The organism is Nonlabens sp. YIK11, from assembly GCF_001413925.1.
In the GTDB taxonomy this organism is placed as follows: domain Bacteria; phylum Bacteroidota; class Bacteroidia; order Flavobacteriales; family Flavobacteriaceae; genus Nonlabens.
Genome location: NZ_LBMJ01000001.1, coordinates 2,139,072 through 2,158,592, shown reverse-complemented (window position 1 = coordinate 2,158,592; position 19,521 = coordinate 2,139,072). Strand labels below are relative to the sequence as shown.

At 41.6% G+C, this 19,521-nt stretch carries 18 protein-coding genes; 8 read left to right on the top strand and 10 right to left on the bottom strand.

Annotated elements, in window-relative coordinates; all coding sequences use genetic code 11:
• Nucleotide 1 precedes the first annotated feature (1 nt).
• Together AAU57_RS09645 and AAU57_RS09640 are read right to left on the bottom strand one after the other, a co-directional pair.
• Complete coding sequence (locus AAU57_RS09645) at nt 2-961, bottom strand: phosphoribosylaminoimidazolesuccinocarboxamide synthase (RefSeq protein WP_055412710.1); 960 nt, start codon at nt 959-961, stop codon at nt 2-4.
• A gap of 134 nt (nt 962-1,095) precedes the next feature.
• Nucleotides 1,096-2,046, bottom strand: coding sequence for a PhoH family protein (locus AAU57_RS09640; protein ID WP_055412709.1), 951 nt, complete (start codon nt 2,044-2,046; stop codon nt 1,096-1,098).
• Between the two features lie 152 nt (nt 2,047-2,198).
• Here AAU57_RS09640 and AAU57_RS09635 point away from each other — a divergent pair, with 152 nt between their 5' ends.
• Genes AAU57_RS09635 through gldG form a run of 4 tightly spaced genes read left to right on the top strand, consistent with a single transcriptional unit; the run spans nt 2,199 to nt 5,735 of the window.
• Nucleotides 2,199-3,035, top strand: coding sequence for an S-adenosyl-l-methionine hydroxide adenosyltransferase family protein (locus tag AAU57_RS09635; protein WP_055412708.1), 837 nt, complete (start codon nt 2,199-2,201; stop codon nt 3,033-3,035).
• Nucleotides 3,032-3,328 carry a putative quinol monooxygenase gene (locus AAU57_RS09630; RefSeq protein ID WP_055412707.1) on the top strand — a complete coding sequence of 99 codons (297 nt, stop codon included), beginning with the start codon at nt 3,032-3,034 and terminating at the stop codon, nt 3,326-3,328. Before AAU57_RS09635 ends, AAU57_RS09630 begins: the two co-directional genes overlap by 4 nt.
• Complete coding sequence (gene gldF, locus AAU57_RS09625) at nt 3,325-4,056, top strand: gliding motility-associated ABC transporter permease subunit GldF (protein ID WP_055412706.1); 732 nt, start codon at nt 3,325-3,327, stop codon at nt 4,054-4,056. The genes AAU57_RS09630 and gldF overlap by 4 nt, the downstream gene beginning before the upstream one ends.
• Nucleotides 4,053-5,735 (top strand): gliding motility-associated ABC transporter substrate-binding protein GldG, encoded by a 1,683-nt coding sequence (gldG, locus tag AAU57_RS09620; protein ID WP_055412705.1) that lies wholly within the window; start codon nt 4,053-4,055, stop codon nt 5,733-5,735. Before gldF ends, gldG begins: the two co-directional genes overlap by 4 nt.
• Here the strand turns inward: gldG and AAU57_RS09615 are convergent.
• The 7 genes from AAU57_RS09615 to aroC all read right to left on the bottom strand — a co-directional run bounded on the left by AAU57_RS09615 (nt 5,732) and on the right by aroC (nt 13,408).
• Complete coding sequence (locus tag AAU57_RS09615) at nt 5,732-6,304, bottom strand: PhnA domain-containing protein (protein WP_055412704.1); 573 nt, start codon at nt 6,302-6,304, stop codon at nt 5,732-5,734. The two genes, gldG and AAU57_RS09615, sit on opposite strands and share 4 nt — an antisense overlap.
• Before the next feature lie 114 nt (nt 6,305-6,418).
• Nucleotides 6,419-7,723, bottom strand: a complete 1,305-nt coding sequence (locus AAU57_RS09610) for a hypothetical protein (RefSeq protein ID WP_055412703.1) — start codon at nt 7,721-7,723, stop codon at nt 6,419-6,421.
• Nucleotides 7,699-8,868, bottom strand: a complete 1,170-nt coding sequence (locus AAU57_RS09605) for a flavohemoglobin expression-modulating QEGLA motif protein (protein WP_055412702.1) — start codon at nt 8,866-8,868, stop codon at nt 7,699-7,701. Before AAU57_RS09605 ends, AAU57_RS09610 begins: the two co-directional genes overlap by 25 nt.
• 6 nt (nt 8,869-8,874) lie before the next feature.
• Entirely contained in the window at nt 8,875-9,714 is an 840-nt protein-coding gene (locus AAU57_RS09600; protein ID WP_055412701.1) for an N-formylglutamate amidohydrolase, read from the bottom strand.
• Complete coding sequence (gshB, locus tag AAU57_RS09595; RefSeq protein WP_082438667.1) at nt 9,707-10,738, bottom strand: glutathione synthase; 1,032 nt, start codon at nt 10,736-10,738, stop codon at nt 9,707-9,709. The genes AAU57_RS09600 and gshB overlap by 8 nt, the downstream gene beginning before the upstream one ends.
• Before the next feature lie 216 nt (nt 10,739-10,954).
• Nucleotides 10,955-12,283, bottom strand: coding sequence for a dicarboxylate/amino acid:cation symporter (locus tag AAU57_RS09590; RefSeq protein ID WP_055412700.1), 1,329 nt, complete (start codon nt 12,281-12,283; stop codon nt 10,955-10,957).
• Between the two features lie 60 nt (nt 12,284-12,343).
• A complete protein-coding gene (gene aroC / locus AAU57_RS09585) occupies nt 12,344-13,408 on the bottom strand; it encodes a chorismate synthase (RefSeq protein ID WP_055412699.1) in 1,065 nt (354 codons plus the stop codon).
• 72 nt (nt 13,409-13,480) lie between these two features.
• On the opposite strand from aroC, the gene AAU57_RS09580 reads away from it, so the two are divergent.
• Both AAU57_RS09580 and AAU57_RS09575 read left to right on the top strand, forming a co-directional pair.
• The gene (locus AAU57_RS09580) at nt 13,481-14,248 is read left to right on the top strand and encodes a hypothetical protein (protein ID WP_055412698.1); all 768 of its coding nucleotides are present in this window, start codon (nt 13,481-13,483) and stop codon (nt 14,246-14,248) included.
• Between the two features lie 126 nt (nt 14,249-14,374).
• Complete coding sequence (locus AAU57_RS09575; RefSeq protein WP_055412697.1) at nt 14,375-15,169, top strand: energy transducer TonB; 795 nt, start codon at nt 14,375-14,377, stop codon at nt 15,167-15,169.
• 144 nt (nt 15,170-15,313) lie between these two features.
• Here the strand turns inward: AAU57_RS09575 and mtaB are convergent, their stop codons facing one another.
• Nucleotides 15,314-16,639, bottom strand: a complete 1,326-nt coding sequence (gene mtaB, locus AAU57_RS09570) for a tRNA (N(6)-L-threonylcarbamoyladenosine(37)-C(2))-methylthiotransferase MtaB (RefSeq protein ID WP_055412696.1) — start codon at nt 16,637-16,639, stop codon at nt 15,314-15,316.
• A gap of 158 nt (nt 16,640-16,797) precedes the next feature.
• Between mtaB and AAU57_RS09565 the strand changes: the two genes are divergently transcribed.
• Nucleotides 16,798-18,399 (top strand): ABC transporter substrate-binding protein, encoded by a 1,602-nt coding sequence (locus AAU57_RS09565; protein WP_231717794.1) that lies wholly within the window; start codon nt 16,798-16,800, stop codon nt 18,397-18,399.
• Nucleotides 18,399-19,349: a tRNA dihydrouridine synthase gene (locus AAU57_RS09560; protein WP_055412695.1), complete on the top strand. Its 951-nt coding sequence runs from the start codon at nt 18,399-18,401 to the stop codon at nt 19,347-19,349. Before AAU57_RS09565 ends, AAU57_RS09560 begins: the two co-directional genes overlap by 1 nt.
• Nucleotides 19,350-19,521 lie beyond the last annotated feature (172 nt).

The window sequence follows — 19,521 nt, the reverse complement described above, 5'->3', positions numbered from 1 at the left end:
ACTAATAATTTCGTAACCAAGCTACCACATTCTTCTCGATACGATCCAGAATGTTATTGGTGTCTGCCTTATCAAATGGCTCTCCAGTGATTTTCTCGTACAACTCAATGTAGCGTTCACTGACAGATAGGATATACTCATCGCTCATTGTGGGTACTTTTTGACCTTCTAATCCCTGAAAGTCATTGGAGATCAACCACTGGCGTACGAACTCTTTACTCAGTTGTTTTTGAGGTACGCCCTTTTCCTGGCGTTCTTCATAACCATCGGCATAAAAATATCTGGAAGAATCTGGTGTATGTATCTCGTCAATGAGAACGATCGTTCCATCTGCAGTTTTACCAAATTCGTATTTAGTATCTACCAGTATCAAACCACGATCTGCTGCCAGCTGTGTACCTCTTTCAAATAAGGCGCGTGTGTATTTCTCCAGCACCTCATAATCTTCCTTGGAAACAATTCCACGAGCCAAAATGTTTTCACGCGAGATATCCTCATCGTGATCGCCCATTTCGGCTTTGGTGGCTGGTGTGATGATGGGTTGTGGGAACTTGTCGTTTTCCTTCATACCGTCAGGCATGGTGACACCACACAACTCACGTTTTCCCGATTTATACTCGCGCGCGGCATGACCGCTCATATAACCTCGTATGACCATTTCTACCTTAAAAGGCTCACACTTGTGCCCTATCGCCACATTAGGATCTGGCGTTGCGATCAACCAGTTGGGAACGATGTCTGCCGTGGCAGCCATCATTTTGGTCGCTATTTGATTCAGGATTTGTCCCTTAAATGGAATACCTCGTGGCATCACGACGTCAAAAGCACTCAATCGATCACTGGCGATCATGACCAATAGATCATTTTCCAGAGTGTACACTTCACGAACCTTTCCTTTATAAACAGATTGCTGTCCTGGAAATTTAAAATCAGTATTGGTTATGGTATCAAATAGGAACATGAAGGTTTGTTTTAATCTTTGGTAAATTTCAGAAATCCCACTTGCAATGCAGCAAATGGGATTCATTTTTATTCAATAGTTATTGACGATGTTTGGGAAGAGCACGCTTTCGCGAAAGCGAACTCACAAAAAACCTAATTGCGATTTTCTATCTCCTTATAAGCCGCAATCACTTTTTTGACCAATCTGTGACGTACCACATCGCTATCGTCCAGATACATCATACCAACACCTTCTACTTCTTTAAGGATCAACAAGGCTTCCTTGAGTCCTGAAATGGTGCGTCGCGGTAGATCGATCTGCCCTGGATCGCCGGTAATGAAAAACTTGGCGTCCTTACCCATGCGCGTCAGGAACATCTTCATCTGTGCATGTGTGGTGTTTTGGGATTCATCAAGGATAACATAAGCCTGATCCAGCGTGCGGCCACGCATAAAAGCTAGCGGCGCAATCTGGATGGTACCTTTTTCTATGTAAGACGCGAGACGTTCTGCTGGCACCATGTCGCGCAAAGCATCATAAATGGGTTGCATATATGGATCCAGTTTCTCTTTGAGGTCACCAGGTAAAAAACCAAGGTTTTCGCCAGCTTCCACAGCCGGGCGCGTGATGATGATACGTTTTACCTCGCGATTTTTAAGTGCCTGAACAGCTAGCGCGACACCTATATAAGTTTTACCGGTTCCCGCAGGACCTATGGCAAAAACCATATCGTTTTGCTTGCAAAGCGCTACCAATTTACGCTGGTTGGGTGTTTTGGGACGTATAAGCGCTCCATTATTACCATGAACCAAGACATCGTTGGTGCCCTTGGCCTCGTAATTTTCGGTCTCGTTTGCGGTTAATAAACGCTCCATGACGTTCTCGTCCATTTTGTTGTACTTGGTAAAATGTTTGAGCAACATTTCAAGTCTCTTGTCAAATTCGGCCAGTTGTTCTTCATCGCCATAGACCTTCATGACAGAGCCACGAGCGACGATTTTAAGTTTGGGATAATGTTGTTTTAAGAAGGCTAGATTCTTGTTCTTGACGCCAAAAAATTCTCTGGGATTTGCGTCTGCAAGGTCGATGACAAGTTCGTTCAAAAGCGGTAAATTAAGTGACAGATTGCGTCTATTATTTTTTAGTTTTGTTGAGGATGATCCTATGGCTTATGAAATTAGTAAATTCTAGTCTAGAGCGTTCATTTAAGAGCCAATTTTAATTATCATTTAATCAACAACCACCTACCTTTTATATGGCCATAATTACATTGACGACAGATTTTGGCTGGAAAGATCCCTATGTAGGCGCGGTTAAGGGTGCTATCCTTAAAGAATTAGACGCTGTTACTATTGTTGATATTTCACACGACATATCACCTTTTCACATTGCAGAGGCTGCCTACATCATTCAAAAGGCCTACGATTCCTTTCCTGATGGGACGATTCACATCATAGGCGTCGATGCCGAACATACTCCAGAAAATAAGCATGTCGCCATTCTATTGAACGGCCATTATTTTATTTGTGCTGACAATGGATCGCTATGTTTGATCATGAGTAAGCTCAAGGCAGAAAAAATGGTAGAGATCAACATTCACGATCGCATATCGTCCAACTTCACGACGCTGGACGTATTTGTGAAAACGGCCTGCCACATTGCTCGTGGCGGTACGCTAGAAGTTATAGGCAAGCCCATCAATTCCTTACGATCTATTACGGGTATCCATCCGCAAGTGTCTGAAAGCGGGAACTACATTAATGGCCAAGTGATTTACATTGATAATTATGGGAACAGTGTGACCAACATTAGTCGGGAATTGTTCAAAGAAGTAGGTCGTGGCCGTACTTTTGAGCTCGCGGCACGCAGTGAAAAGCACAAAGTGATTTACGACCGCTATTCTGATATCGTGAATTTTGACACGCCACCAGAAAAACGTGACGTGGACGGTAAAGGACTGGTCATTTTCAACACGGCTGGATTGATTGAAATCGCCACCTATAGATCTAATCCTTTGACCGTTGGTAGCGCGAGTACGTTATTCGGTTTGCAGCTAGATGCACCAGTCATCATAAACTTTGAAAACAAATGATAGTAAGGATTGTACAGATGCATTTTTCTGAAAACAAAATCGATGATTTCAAAGTCCTTTTTGAGGACATCAAAGAGAAGATACGTCATCAACCAGGATGTGAATTTTTAGAGCTTTATCAAGGAACTGATGATCCACAAACCTTTTTTACCTACAGTTACTGGAATTCTTCAACCGATTTAAATAACTATCGAAATTCTGCGTTGTTTCAAGAGATATGGCCTAAAACCAAAGCCATGTTTGATCAAAAGCCCATCGCCACCAGCGTAGAAAAACTTCACAGCCTTTCATGAAAGCCATTTATCTAAAGGAAATACGTGGATTCTTCAGCAGCCTGAGCGGTTATTTGGTGCTGTGTATTTTCCTATTGGTTAGTGGTTTGTTTGTGTTTGTATTTGATGGTGAATTCAATGTGCTTAATTATGGTTTTGCAGATCTGACTCCGTTTTTTCTATTGATACCATGGTTGTTTATGTTCTTGATTCCCGCGATATGTATGCGCAGCTTCACGGTAGAACGTGATCTGGGCACATTGGAAATATTGTTGACCAGACCCATTTCCATACGATCTTTAATAGGTGGGAAATTTGCTGCGGCCTTTACAATAACCACCTTGGCCTTAGTGCCTACGGTCATTTATGTCATCACGGTCGGTACTTTGGGACAGACTTCTTACAATATCGATTTGGGCAGTACCTTCGGTAGCTATTTAGGTGCCTTATTGATGTCGTTGGGCTACGTGAGTATTTCCATCTGGTGCAGTACGGTGACTAAAAATCAGATCATAGCCTTTCTCATTGCGGCGCTGGTTTGTTTTGTGATGTACTTTGGGTTTGAAGGTGCCGCAGGTTATCTCGTTACCGACGATTTGATCGCATCTTTTGGAATGAAATATCACTATGAAAGTATGGCGCGCGGCGTTATAGATACTCGTGATGTTGTATACTTTTTGAGCGTCGCTGTTTTCTTTTTCGCTTTAAGCGAAATTTCACTCAAAACAAGCCTGAATAGGAATTCATGATTAAGATCGTTAGAAATATAGCCTTGTTGATCGTTGCACTCGTTGCGATAAATTACCTGTCTGGAACGTTTCACAAACGCTTTGACCTGACTGAAAACCAGCGGTACACCATTGCTCCCGAAACGAAAAAACTGCTGGATGAAGCCGAGCTTCCCATTTTCATAGATGTATTCTTGGATGGCGAGTTACCGTCAGAATTTCTCAAATTGAAACAGGAGACCAAACAATTACTGGAAGAACTGGCCGCCATACATCCCAATTTGAAATATGATTTTCTCGATCCTGTGGAAAATCTCAATCCAGAAGAAGCCAATCAGGTCGTCCAGCAACTCGCTCGAGAAGGCGTACAACCTGCCGTCGCCAATATTATTGAAAAGGGAAAACAGACCAATGTTACCGTGTTTCCCTATGCGATCATCGCTTATGACGGTAAACGTACCGCGATCCCGTTGTTGAAATCGGTAGCGCGATCCACTACAGAGCAACGAGTGAATTCTTCTATTAATCAATTAGAATACCAACTGGCAGATGGCTTGCGCAAGGTGTCCAAGCCCAAGGAAAAAACCATTGCCATACTGCGCGACAGCGGTGAATTGAGTAACCTTCAAATCGCCGATTTCATTAGATCTCTACAGGCATATTATCGTATTGCGCCATTCGGGATTGAATTTGTTACTTCTAGTGATAGTGTGACGCCAGTAAAAGTGCTGAATGAATTGAAGAAATACGATCTGGTGATCGAGCCCAAACCAACCGTCGCCTTTTCTGAAACCAAAAAATACGTTCTTGATCAATATATCATGAATGGTGGGAATTTGCTCATGGCGGTAGATCCTATCATTATGGAAAATGATAGCCTGGCAAACCCTGATCAAAAAGCCTATGCACTCTCCAGAGATTTAAATTTGGATGACATGCTCTTTAGATACGGTCTACGTTTGAATCGTGGCTTGATTAAAGATGTTCAAAGTGGTGCGCTGGCTCTAGCGACAGGACAAGGTCGAAACACACAGTACGAAGCTTTTCAATGGCCCTACTACCCTATGGCTAGTGGTGATAGTACCAGCGATATCACACGCAATCTGGAAGAAGTGAAATTTGAATATACCGGTAGCCTGGACACGTTGAAAAGCTCCAGTAAAAAGCACATTCTATTATCATCAAGTACTGAAACTGCAATAGTTACTTTACCATCTGCCATTTCTCTAAATGAACTGGATGATGAAATAGATCCGCAATTGTATAGATCAGGTAGCCAGCCACTGGCAGCCATTGCCCAAGGATCTTTTACAAGTGCCTATAAAAACCGTGTCAAGCCATTTGAAATCAAAGATCATAAGGATGAGACCAGCAAGGCTTCCATTTTTCTCGCGGCAGATGGCGATATCATGAAAAATCAAATAGATCGCGGTCAGCCGCAAGATCTAGGATATGATATGCGTACCGGTCAGTTTTATGGGAATAAAGAATTCTTGATGAATGTGGTCAACTATATGCTGGATGATGACAATTTGATTGCCCTGAGAAACAAGGAAATCAAGGTTCCGTTTCTAGATATCAAACGCAGTTATGACCATAGATTATTGTGGCAAACGATCAACATTGTCGTGCCGTTGTTGATCATACTCGGTTTCGGTGGATTGTTCCTGTGGTTGCGTAAGAGAAAATATACTTCTTAACTCTTCTTCACGTACTGCGTCAAAATCACAATATGCTGGCCATTGACTTTTCCTTCTATGTGATTTTCGTTTTCATGATCCAGTGAAATGTTGCGCACAGGTGTACCACGCTTTGCTGTAAAACTAGCTCCTTTAACGTCTAGATCTTTAATCAGTACAACACTATCGCCTTTTGACAGAATATGACCGTTAGCATCACGATGCACTATTTGCGGCCCAGACGCAATACCTGCCATCGCCCATTCTTTGACATCATCTTCCAGATACATCATATCCAGTAAATCCACTGGCCAACCTTTAGGTTTGAGTTGGTTCAACATTCTATAGGCTACAACTTGAACTGCTGGAACGGGACTCCACATAGAGTCGTTAAGACAACGCCAGTGATTCGCATCAACTTGATCAGAATCTGTGAGCTGATTGACACAGGTAGAACAAGCTAGAATCTGAGTATCCTTGACATCACTAGGTGATTCAGGTACATCGTAGACCAGCAGTGATTCCTTGGAAGCACAAAGTTCACAAACGTTTCCAGAGCGTTCTTCGAGCTCTTTTTGCAATTCTGACATGGATTGGATTTTATGGCCGCAAAGATAGGTAGAATGTATAGTGTTAGCTCTGTATTAATATCGATAGGATTTTAAAGAAAGTAGACTTACGTTCAGCGTTTACTAAAGTATAGTTTATCTGCCCAGCGGCACACTTTTTTCAAAATCGAGATCCAAGTTGGGATTAGAAATGAGCCCATTGGCATCAATCGAGATGACGCGAGGTAGTAATAATATTCCAAGGTCTTCTTTAAATTCAAAACCATCTTTGGGACTTGCTTTTACATTAAGTCCAGCAAGCTGACTGGAAAATTGCAATTCCTTCCAAGTATCCTCATAAAGTGAGGCATCAACTCCATAAGCTACATAGTAGGTGTCTGGTTCTTGCTGTACCGCGAATTTATTCCACTTGGTTAGATTTTGGCTTAGAAAAGGATCTCTAAAACTATAAACCAATAATTGGATTTTTTTACCTTGAAAATTATTGAAATTCACGCTAGCACCATCAACGGTTTGCACTTCAGGATACTCAAACTCACTGCCCTTACCTGTTCTCTTACTTTTTCTATATAGGCGTCGTTCTTTACTTGTATGCGGATTGTAAAGTGGTTTTGAAATGTCATACAAAAAGTCTGCTCTAGGATGATGCTCCGTAGACTGGACAAATGCTTTCTTTTTAAGATCGCTAGTAATAAAACCATCTAAATCATTGACAAATCGGCGACCATACCGCACTTTTTCCAGCTGCAATAATTTCTTGAAGTTATATACCTGCGCCATGGCCTTGTATTGTGGTATAGTCGTATAATAACGATTGTTAGAGAAATCCATATCAGGAAAATCCTGCAATTCAAGATCTTCAAGCGAAGTGGTTTGGTTCATTTGATATTGCTGGTGTGCCAGTTTTACATAAGCCTGAAAACTCTTATAATACATGGCCTCATCTTCTTTAAACAACTCGCTAAAAGGCATGCTTTTTAGCTTTTCCATCCATACATTGGTCAGACTATCGACCGATGGAGCGAGTTGTGCCATGGGCTGCTTCAATAAATCCTTTTGATTGGCAAACTCGGCGTAAACTTCATTACGCGTAATCAAATATTCATTTTTTAACGCGCCTTGAGCACCTGAGTAAATGACCGTAATAAGGCTGTCATTTTTAAAAACAGCTGCATTGAAATCATCAAAGTCCTCTAGATGAATGGGAAAGATTTTATTTTCTACAATCAAGCTGTTAAAGCCTCCAAAACCAGATATATATGCAGAATCTACTCTTTCATAGACCTGATCGACCAAACTATTGGTAACGATCCTTACCGGTACATTCTCTGAAGTTGTTGTGGTAACATATATGGGAATTTCATATTGGGCCCATGATTTTAGGGAACTTATAAAAAGTAATATTAAAAACGAGACTATTTTAAATTTTGCAATATCCATTCTACACGTTGGTCTTTATTGTTATTGAAATTGTAGGATTTGCATTTAAATGTAATTGGTTTAGCAAGACCTACTTCCTGCAATCTCTTTACAGATGGCAAGTATTCTAGGGAACATTTACCCATCAACAATGATTCCATATTTTCGCCTGCTTGATGACGGTTGTATATTTTTTGAAGACCAGAAAGATATAAGGCATCTTTTGTAAAACCGCCACCACGATGAACTCTCAAGGTAATATTGAAGGCTCGCTCACGATCCAGACCGTATTGATTATGAATCAGGTTAAAGGTTTCTGTGAAGTCGTTACCTTTAATGAGACTGTCTGTGGCAATCACACGATAAGCCAGTTCTCGCAGTCTTGAAACGGTCAAATTACCGCTCATATATTCCGCAAAAACGGCTAGTCCTTCCTGTGTTTCCACATTGTTGGGAAATCCATTCCCGAACACTTTTAAGGGTTGCTCGATCGCATTAAAAGTCGTGACCAGATGAACTCCTATCTCGTGATGCGCCAAAACATTAAGCTGGTGCTGCGAGAACTGGTGGTTCTTCTTCAGTATAAGTGCACGGTCTTTATTGGAAACCATTGCCGCGGCACTCATGGCGCTGCTGGTTTTGATGGCAAAATTGAAACCGTATTCCTTTTTATAATCTTCAAAGAATTGGATCGCTTGTTCTGTAGATAATTGAGGTTCCGCTTTCGCGAAAGCGGACTCATCATCTTCCCTATGATGTAGGATAAACTTTGCGTTTTCCACCATCTTATCGGTAGGCGTACCGTAAAACCGAAGGCTGTTGAAATAAAACCTGTTGTCCGGCTGGCTTATGGTCTCAATGCACTGGACCATACCGCTGTAAGTGTATACCACGTCCTTGTAAAGGTCGCGTATGACCTTGTCATCAATGTCCTTGAGCCGCTGGCTAAAAAACAGCCGATGCAGTTTATAGGTGTCAAAACGCACCTTGCGGTATTTGAATTGTGGGTTGTACTTGTACTTTTCCTTGAAAAATTGCTTGCGTTCCTGGGCAATATTCAACGGATTTATAAACGCCAGCAGTTCCAGATTACCGACCAATCGATGAATGTTCTCATCGATTTCCAGCACTTCCTGAAACTCGCCAGTAGATTTAGATAACTTCATAAAAATTTACTGATCAAAAGTATGGTGGCGATCATAGAAACGATAAGCGTGCGACTGTATGTAGTACTTGAGCTTGTCCTTCAAGGCGTGAACCACTTCTGGATACACAACACCGGTTTCTTCATCGCAATAGATTTTGGAAACCTCGGTAGCCAGAACCAAGGAGTTCTTGGAATTGGCAGTCACGTATTTTAAAAAGAATCCGTTTCCTTGAAACACATCATTGATTTCGCAAGAAACTTCTTGTTCAATAGGCAATTCAATTTTATTGAGAATTTCCTTCCATTGTTCAATGGCCAGTTTGTATTTGATCTGATCGACGTTTGAAGTACCTATATTAAATACTGGCACTTTGCGGTCCCAACGTTTGTAATTGTAAGAATGTAGATCATAAAACACGGTCGTCCCGAAGAGCTCTTCCAACTTGACAATCAATTGCAGAATGACTCTATAAAAGTTTTCGTGCTTTTGAAGTGCACGGTCTTTTTCCTCTTCTGACAAAGGCGTTTTCCAAAGTGTCTTACCCCAAGCGGTTTCATAAATCGCGTTTTTGGGATCTCTATTGAGATCATACTCAAACCTACTGTCATGCGCTATAATCGTGATGGGCAACATGGAAATCATGGTACCCGTTGCTGGATCTTCTTCATACCAGCGATCGTACTCTGTATGCAAGCACTTTTTCCATAGTCTTTTATCAAAATGGTGTCCGTCATGTATCGCGGCGCATACGTAGGGAACGTAATCGTCAATTTTTATGGAAAACGAGTAATCGTCAACAACGGCATGAAATGTTTCTTCATGCTCGATCTTATTCAAGATCTGACGGATGGACATTTTATTCATTCAGTAGGGTGTTCTTGAGTTTTTGGGTTCTGTCTAATGCTTTTTTTCTAATGCTGGTCTCTTCTTCAAAGTAGTCAATGATCTTTTCTTGTACTTTGGTTTTAGAGGACTTGTTGATTTGAACGATGCCACCAGGCGACATCACGTTAACTTCTACCAGCATACCATTGATCACATCGATCCCTACAAAGAACAAACCATCGTTTACTAGTTTGGGACCTATTTTTTTACACAGTAGCTTTTCGGCTTTGGTAAGTACGTGCTTTTCAAAACTACCGCCAGCGCTAATGTTGGACCTATGATCATCGCCGCCAGGAACACGTCTTACGGCGCCTATAGGTTTACCGTTGAGGAGTAGAATGCGACTATCTCCTTGATCTGCGCCATCGATATAATCCTGAAGGATTACATAATTAGTAGTACCATCTTTATTGTCAATGTAGAAATCCAGCAAAGAGTTTACATTAAACATCGCACTCTTCTCAATCATGATCACGCCGCTACCACCATAACCGTTAAGCGGCTTCATGATCATGCGATCTCTAGGGTTTTCCTTAATGACTGATTTTAAATATTCCTTGTTTTTGGATACGTGCGTGCGAGGTATAATCGTGTTGTCTGGATCTACAAAACAAGCCGTATACAACTTATTGTTGGCCTCACGCAGTCCTTCAATATCATTCACGATAAATACATCTTCCTTGACTGAGTCCAAGAAGTTGAGGGCAATAGGATCTAGAGGTGGATTAGCTCGCATCATGATCACATCAAAACCAGCCAGTGGTAACATCTTTTCCTTGAATTGCGCGCGCTTATAGAAGGATTTCATTTGAGCTGGCACTTTGTCCATCTTACGTATCACTTTTGAGAATGCATAAGCTATACTATCGCGTATGGTAAGATTTGCTGGAGTTGCCATTGCAACAGTGTGACCACGCTTCATACATTCATGGATCAGCACCAACGTGGAATCACTCTCGGGATGGACTTCTTCCCACGGGTACATGATAAAACAGACATTCATAAGCTTTTCTTTTTGGTTGGTACCGTGCAAACTAGGAATAAAAAGAAAACGATGCTGTTAAGTAAATGCAATAGTTAAGTGGTAGAGGTCTTTGATTATTTTGCTTTCCTGCCTGACCGGCAGGCAGGCGCGAAAGCGAAATAATCAAAGACCAGTATCTAGCCAACATAATCTACGTGCCTAAGAGCTTAAAAACATAACTTACTCGATAGGAGTTTATGAAGAAACTTCGTCCAGGTGGTCATCCCATTCCTGTACATCTGGCTCGCCGAATTTACCCAAAGACTTCGCCACTATGGATGCTACTGTCGCGTCACCAGTAACATTCACTGTAGTACGCAACATATCTAGCGGTCGATCAACGGCAAAGATTAAGGCTAGAGCGACTGGTAGTAGTTCGCTAGGGAAATTAATGGACTCCAAAACAATCACCAGCATCACCATTCCAGCGCCAGGAACCGCAGCAGAGCCAATAGATGCCAACAGCGCCGTCAACACTATGGTTAATTGAGCGGTCAAAGCCAATTCAATTCCCAGAGCCTGACAAACAAACACCGCAGCGACTGCCTGATATAGACTGGTACCATCCATATTAATGGTGGCACCGACGGGCAGCACAAAACTCGCTACCTCTTTTTCTACGCCCATATGCTCTTCCACACGCTCCATGGTTACGGGTAGCGTTGCGGCACTAGAACTAGTTGAAAAAGCCAATAGTTGTGCAGGAGCGATTTTGTCTAAAAACCATAGCGGTGACTTCTTGACGTACAACCAGAATATCAAACAATACACACCTATCATCAAAATCAGTCCCAGAACAACAGTACCTGCATAGAATAACAAGGCGAGCAGAATATCTGGATCGTCTGCACTCACGACAACATTTGCCAATAACGCAAACACTGCAAAAGGTGCTGTCAACATGATCAGATCGACCATTTTAAGCACTACATCATTTAAGGAGTCAAAGAAATTTTTCAAAGGTTCTGCGGCCTTTTCACCTATCAATAGCATAGAAATACCTAAGAAAATGGCAAAGAAAATTACCTGCAACATCAGGCTGTTGTTGGACATCGCAGCAACCGCATTATCGGGAACCATATCTACTAATGCTTGTAATGGTCCGCTATCTTTTTGCATGGCTGCAGTGGATAGTTTACCAGCAATATCAGAATTGCCTTCATAGGTAGCGCTCAAATTGTCTATGGTTTCTTGTGAGATTCCAGAACCTGGATTCAATAGATTCACCAACCCTAAGCCTAAGGTGATCGCAATTACCGTGGTGGCTATATAAATGATAATGGTACGTAATCCCATTTTACGGAATTTCGCTATATCCTTAAGGTCAGAAATTCCTTTGATCAGCGAGGCAAGAATCAATGGCACGGCGATAAGCTTGAGCAAATTCACGAATATCGTCCCGAATGGATTGATCCAGTCTTCTACAAAACCACGACCCCAATCAAATTGTACCATCAGGAACCCAAAAAGGATTCCCAGTACCATTCCTATTAATATTTGCCAGTGAAGTGCTAATTTTTTCATGTATGATAATTAATTCGCTTTGGTTTGTACCTGAGGTCTAGGTATTAAAGCGATTTTATATTAAACTCTTGATGTTTTATTTCTCAAAAAATGATCTGCTAGAACCAGTGCTGCCATGGCTTCTACAATGGGTACCGCTCTGGGAACCACACATGGGTCGTGACGGCCTTTGCCTTGCATTTCAGTGGCGTTTCCATCTTTGTCAATGGTAGGTTGTGATTGCATAATGGTGGCGACAGGCTTGAAAGCCACGCTAAAGTAGATATCCATCCCATTAGAGATACCACCTTGAATACCGCCACTGTAATTGGTTTTTGTACTGCCGTCTGCATTGTAGAGATCATTATGCTCACTGCCCAGCATGGCGCTACCCGCAAAACCGCTACCGTATTCAAAACCCTTGACGGCATTAATGGAGAGCATGGCTTTTCCCAGATCTGCATGTAGTTTGTCAAATACAGGCTCGCCTAAGGATGGTGGCACATTTTGAATCACGCAACTTACCACACCACCTATAGTATCGCCAGCCTTGCGCACTTGCAGGATTTTTTCTTCACACGCTTTCGCGAAAGCGGAATCTGCACATCTTACTGCGTTATTCTCAATTTCTGCAAAATCCAGCTCTTGATAGGGCTGGTCCATTTTGAGATCGCCAACGCTACTCGTGTAGGCGTGGAACTGGATGGATGATAGCATCTGCTTTGCCACGGCACCAGCCACCACTCTACAAGCGGTTTCTCGAGCACTGCTGCGTCCACCGCCGCGATAGTCGCGAGTACCATATTTATCCGTATAGGTCTTATCTGCATGGCTGGGACGATAGCTGTCTGCGATGTGTGAGTAGTCCTTAGACTTTTGGTTCTCGTTGACAATCTGGAAACCGATGGGCGTTCCTGTACTCACTCCTTCAAAAATACCGGATAAAAATTCTACAGTATCAGATTCTTTACGCTGGGTAACGATCTTACTTTGACCAGGCTTGCGCCTGTCAAGATCTCTTTGAACGGCAGCAAAATCAATTTTGATTCCTGCGGGACAACCGTCAATGATGCCACCTATTGCTATACCGTGTGATTCTCCAAAGGTGGTCAGTTTAAAAGCCTGCCCAAAAGTATTTCCTGCCATAGAAGACAAATATAAGGTTTGATGGATTTAAAAGTATAGGATGTTGTTTTTTGATCTATATATTTGAAAACCATGAAGAATTTTATCTGTATTTCAATTTTATGCCTCTCGTTATTTCAATCATGTTTTGCGCAATCCGCAAACGCAGATTCAAAATTAATCAGAAGGTCCAAAAAAGCCTACAGCCAGCTTGACTGGAAAAAAGCTGAAAGGCTATTTAAGAAGGCTAGAGAGCGAGAGAATCTAGAAGATGACGTTAGTAGTCAGATCTATTACGCGAACATTTTATTTGCAAAAAAAGATTATGAGAAATCTAGAAATTTATATCATTCTATATTAAGCAATCTTGCTGCTAATGATGATAAACGGTCTTTTTTACAGCAAGGAATCTCAAGGTCACAAAAAAACATAGAATACCAGAGAAAACTCAAAGAACCTAGATTAGATATTGAGAAAGAATTGAAGAGTGGTATCATAAAACTTGACAGTTATGATAAAATCACAAGTTTAGATCAAATGGTTGTTTATCCAGGCTGTGAATCATCTGCTGATCAAAAGGCAACCGACAGATGTTTACATTATTATCTAAATGATTTAATTAGCTATAATTTTAGAAAGAACATATTGACCGATTTAGGGCTGCCAACTTCCCTTGTTATGTATCTCGATTTTAAAGTGATGACTGATGGCGTTTTAAAAGATATAGAGGTGTATTCTGTACACCCAACGGTGGAACTTGAAGCCATAAGAATATTAAAAGGTGCACCAAAACTAGAACCGGCAGTGATTAGTGGTAAACCTATCGCTGTGCTAGAAAATTTTCATGTTCATCTGTATTGAAATTTAATGATTCAGTTATTTAAAATTCTACTGTCTTGTTAGACTAATATGTGTTTGCAGGAAATTTAGCGACAAGTTGATCTTTGTATTCCAGTTCCTATATTTAGCAGTTTAAAAATCCAATTGATGTATAGATTATTCGCTTCCTTATTGCTTTTCAACTTGTTCTCCTTTTCGGTTTATGCACAAACGGAAATATCGATAAGCAAAAAGAATGAAAAGCTACTGGGCCAGTCTTATAAGTACTACTCCAAAAAGAAATTTGACAAAGCGTTGAATTATGTAGAAAAGGCCATGCAGGAATCTGAAGTTCAAGATATTGCCATGGCATCATTACTGGAAGGCAACATTCACTTTGCACTAGATAACTTAGAAGAAGCCAAAACAGCCTACCTAAAAGCCATTCAGGTTTCAAAACCAACTGATAATGCAGCCTACACGGCGCAAATAGGCCTCGCTCGCAGTATGACTAAAATAAACCGACGTAAGGAAATTGAGACCAAGAAAAGGGAAAGGGAAGCTTTAAAAGACTCCACAGATACTAAAAAGAAGAACAAAGACAAAACTGCTGCCTTTGCCATAATTGAACAGGTTCCTATCTATCCTGGTTGTGAACGAAAGCTGTCCAATGCCGCTTACAAAAGCTGCATGCAGGAAAAAATCACGGCGCACGTTTCTGAAAACTTCAATACAGGTGTTTCCAAAGCCATAGGCATCAAGGGTAAAATTAATATAAATGTGCAATTTAAGATTAGTGCCCAAGGTGATGTCATCGATATTTATGCAAAGGCTTTGAACCCTTTACTGGAAGAAGAAGCCATACGAGTGATCCAGCGCCTACCTAACATGCAACCCGGCACGCAGCAAGGAAAACCAGTAAACGTCATTTATGGTCTGCCGATCATTTTTCAGCTGAATTGATCAGCTTTGTTTGGACGTTTATTTTATTACGACATTTTGTATTCAACATAGATTTGTTGAAAGTGGTACTTTGAATGGTATGGATTCTTGCTAAAAATGGTATTTCGCTTTCACGCATGCCTGCCGGTCAGGCAGGAAAGCGAACTAAACCAACGCTATCCTAATAATACCATCTTCATCGATCGTATCAAGCTTTACGGTCTGTAATTCATTGACCAGCTCTGGATTGTAATAGGTTTTGACCTTTACGTAGTTCTCGGTAAAACCATGGATAAAACCTTCCTTATTTTCAGCTTCCCAGAGAACTGTCTTTGTTGTACCTAGCTGACTCTCATAGAAGGCTCTGCGTTTTTTGACCGATAAGCCACGCAGCATTTTGGAACGCTTTTTACGCACGTTCATGGGCACGACGCCATCCATCACAGCGGCTTCTGTATTTTCTCGCTCGCTGTAAGTGAACACGTGCAGGTAGGAAATATTTAATTCACTCAGGAACTTAAACGTATCCATAAAATGTGCATCTGTCTCACCAGGAAAACCTACGATCACATCAACACCTATGCAGCCATCTGGCATTACTTCTTTGATCTTGTTCACGCGATCCACATAAAGCTCACGATTATAACGACGCTTCATTTTTCCCAGCAATTCGTTATTACCTGACTGCAACGGAATGTGAAAGTGCGGTACAAAGGCGCGCGATCTGGAAACCAAATCAATGGTTTCATTCTTCAACAAATTGGGCTCAATGGAAGAAATGCGCAAACGCTCAATGCCTTCAACTTGATCTAGTTCTTTCACCAAATCCAAAAAGGTATGCTCATGGAGCTTGTTGCCAAATTCACCTTTCCCAAAATCACCTATGTTGACGCCGGTAAGTACGATTTCCTTGATATCCTGCGCAGCAATATCACGGGCATTTTGCAATACATTTTCCATGGTATCGCTGCGTGAAATACCTCGTGCCAGCGGTATGGTGCAATAGGTACATTTATAATCACAACCATCTTGAACTTTTAAGAAAGCTCTTGTACGATCACCTATGGAATAAGATCCCACATAAAAATCTGCCTCATCAATCTCGCAGGAATGGATTTGTGCCGGCTCATCTTTGGACAGCTGGTTGATATAATCTGTAATCTTGAACTTCTCGGTGGCACCCAGCACCAGATCAACTCCATCGACGGCCGCCAGTTCTTCTGGTTTCAATTGCGCATAGCAGCCTACGGCAATGGTAAACGCATCTTTATTTTGCTTTTGTGCTCTCTTGACAATAGACTTGAAACGTTTGTCAGCATTTTCAGTGACGCTACAGGTGTTGATGACATAGATATCAGCTGGCTCGTCAAACTCCTTGCGATCGTAGCCCTGCTTATCAAAATCGCGCGCGATGGTCGATGTCTCGCTAAAATTAAGCTTACATCCCAAAGTATAAAAAGCAACGGATTTCTTGTCTGCTACGGCGTTCATAATACGTTTTTAATAAGTTGCAAAGATACTGGCATTTCAAGACAGTAAAAAGTTTCAAAACCCATTTTGCAAAGCGATAAATTATGGATGTTCAAGTCCATCAAACCCCTATCTTTGCTAGCATGAATCGATGGTGGTCTCTCCTACTTTTTTACGTTATGATTATTGCCTGTTCTGAAGGTTCAGATCAGATTGATTCTAGGACTGTTTTCCGTTATAACGAGCATGCCAATATCACAAGTATGGACCCTGCATTTGCCAAGGATCAACGCAACATTTGGGCCTGCAACTTGATGTATAACGGTTTGGTCAAGCTTGATAACAACCTTCAAGTGGTTCCAGATATTGCTGATTCATTGGGAGTTAGCAGCGATGGTCTTACCTATAGCTTTAGATTAAAGGATAGCGTTTATTTTCATGATAATTTCGCTTTCCTGCCTGACCGGCAGGCAGGCGCGAAAGCGAACAAAACTTCAACATCATTACATAAAGTAACCGCAGCCGATTTTAAATATGCTCTGGAACGACTTACAGATCCCAGCGTTGCCTCGCCTGGCGCATGGGTCATGAGCAATGTCAAACAAATCAAGGCAGCATCTTCCAAAGAGTTAGTCATCGAATTGAAACAACCGTTTCCAGCATTTTTGGGATTGTTGACGATGAAATATTGTTCGGTCATTCCAGAAGCTTCACGGTTAGTGGATGACTACGACCGGCGTTCCAATCCCATAGGCACTGGACCTTTCTACATGAAGCGCTGGGAAGAAAATGTCAAACTGGTGTTGCGACGCAACGATCATTACTTTGAACGTGATGAAAAAGGAGCACCACTGCCCTATCTGGAAGCTGTGGCGATCACATTTAAAAATGACAAACAGTCCGAATTTCTGGAGTTTGCCCAAGGTAATCTGGACTTTATCAATGCATTGGATCCTAGCTATAAGGACGAGTTGCTAACGACACAAGGTGATTTAAAACCTGCGTATGCGTCCAGTGTGAATATGATTAAAGCTCCGTTTCTCAATACAGAATATCTAGGCCTACAACTGGATAGTGACACACCGGAATTACAAAGTTTGAAGCTGAGACGTGCCATTAATCTGGGCTTTGATCGGGTTCAAATGATCAAATACTTAAGAAACAACATAGGCACGCCTGCTACAAAAGGTTTCATTCCAGCAGGATTACCCGCTGGCGGACAGGTAGAAGGTTTTGAATATGATCCCTTAGAGGCTCAAAAATTAGTGAACGAATACCGTCAGGTAACAGGTGACGAGAATCCGCAAGTGGTGATAAGTACGAATGCTAACTATCTGGATTTGTGTGAATACATTCAAAAGGAATTAGAGAAAATAGGCATTCAAGTCAACGTAGAAGTAATGCCGCCATCAACCTTGCGACAAGCGCGCAGTGCCGGCCAATTGGATATTTACAGATCCAGCTGGATAGCCGATTACCCAGATGCTGAAAATTATCTTTCCCTATTTTATTCTGACAACTTTGCGCCCAACGGGCCCAATTACACGCATTTTTCCAACGAGACTTATGATCGCCTGTATGAGCAGGCACTAGCCAATCCAGATTCCAAGGCACGCGAACGTCTATACGTTCAAATGGATTCGCTAATCATTGATCAGGCGGCGATCGTTCCTTTATATTATGACCAGAGCGTGAGGTTTATCAGCAAGAATGTTCATGGACTGGAAACCAATGGGATCAATATTTTGGATTTGACTAGAGTGTATAAAACAGCCCATTGATGCGCGATTTCAAACTACTTTCCTCACCATTACAAGGCTTTACCGATTTTAGATTCCGTAATGCGTTGCATGAATTTTATGGTGGTATTGATACCTATTATGCTCCCTATATAAGATTCAACGGGAAACTGGAAATCAAATCTTCCTATCAAAGAGATCTGGACCCAGAGAATAATCAGGTTCCTGAACTGATCCCACAAGTCATGACGGCAGATGCAGATGAGTTTCTGCTGGCAGCAAATTATATCAAATCCTTAGGCTATAAAGAGCTCAACTGGAATCTAGGTTGTCCCTATCCCATGGTGACCAAACGCGGTATGGGATCTGGACTTATCTGTAATCATGAAGGCATCGACCACATTCTCGAAAGAGTTCATGCAGAAACTGATGTGACCATCTCCATGAAAATGCGATTGGGCTATCACGAGACGACAGAGATTCTTGAGGCCTTTGAAACGCTCAAAAAATATCCGCTTAAAAGTATTGCGGTCCACGCTCGTACGGGTCAACAATTATATAAAGGTGGCGTGCATCTAGATGCCTTTGAAAAATGCATAGAGCAATCGCCGCATACGTTATATTATAATGGAGATATTACCACGGTAGAAGTATTTCAGCAGCGACTGGAGCGCTTTCCCAGCATTGAACATTTTATGATAGGCCGCGGACTCATCGCAGATCCTTACCTACCACTTATGATCAAGCAAAATATTCATGAACACCCATCAGATCGTTGGGAACGATTCCGGGCTTTCCACGATCAGATCTTCACGCAATACGATGCGTTTCTTCAAGGTCCAACGCCCATCAAAATGAAGATGCAGGGATTCTGGGGTTATTTTGCAGAGCAATTTGACAACCCACAAAAGACGTTTAAAAAGATCAAGAAAGCTGGAAATACAAAAAATTATCAAATTGCTGTCAACGAGATCTTGAACTCGGTTAAATAATCTGGATTTACTCCATAAAAAAAGAGCGATCTCCACCGCTCTTTTTACTAGCGATCTCCACCGCTATATTTTAATAAACAACAAATTTTCAGATTGATTGCTTATTTACTTAAACCGTGATAAATGTAATACGTCGATTCAATTTAGAAGCTCTAGAACTTGTTAATTTATC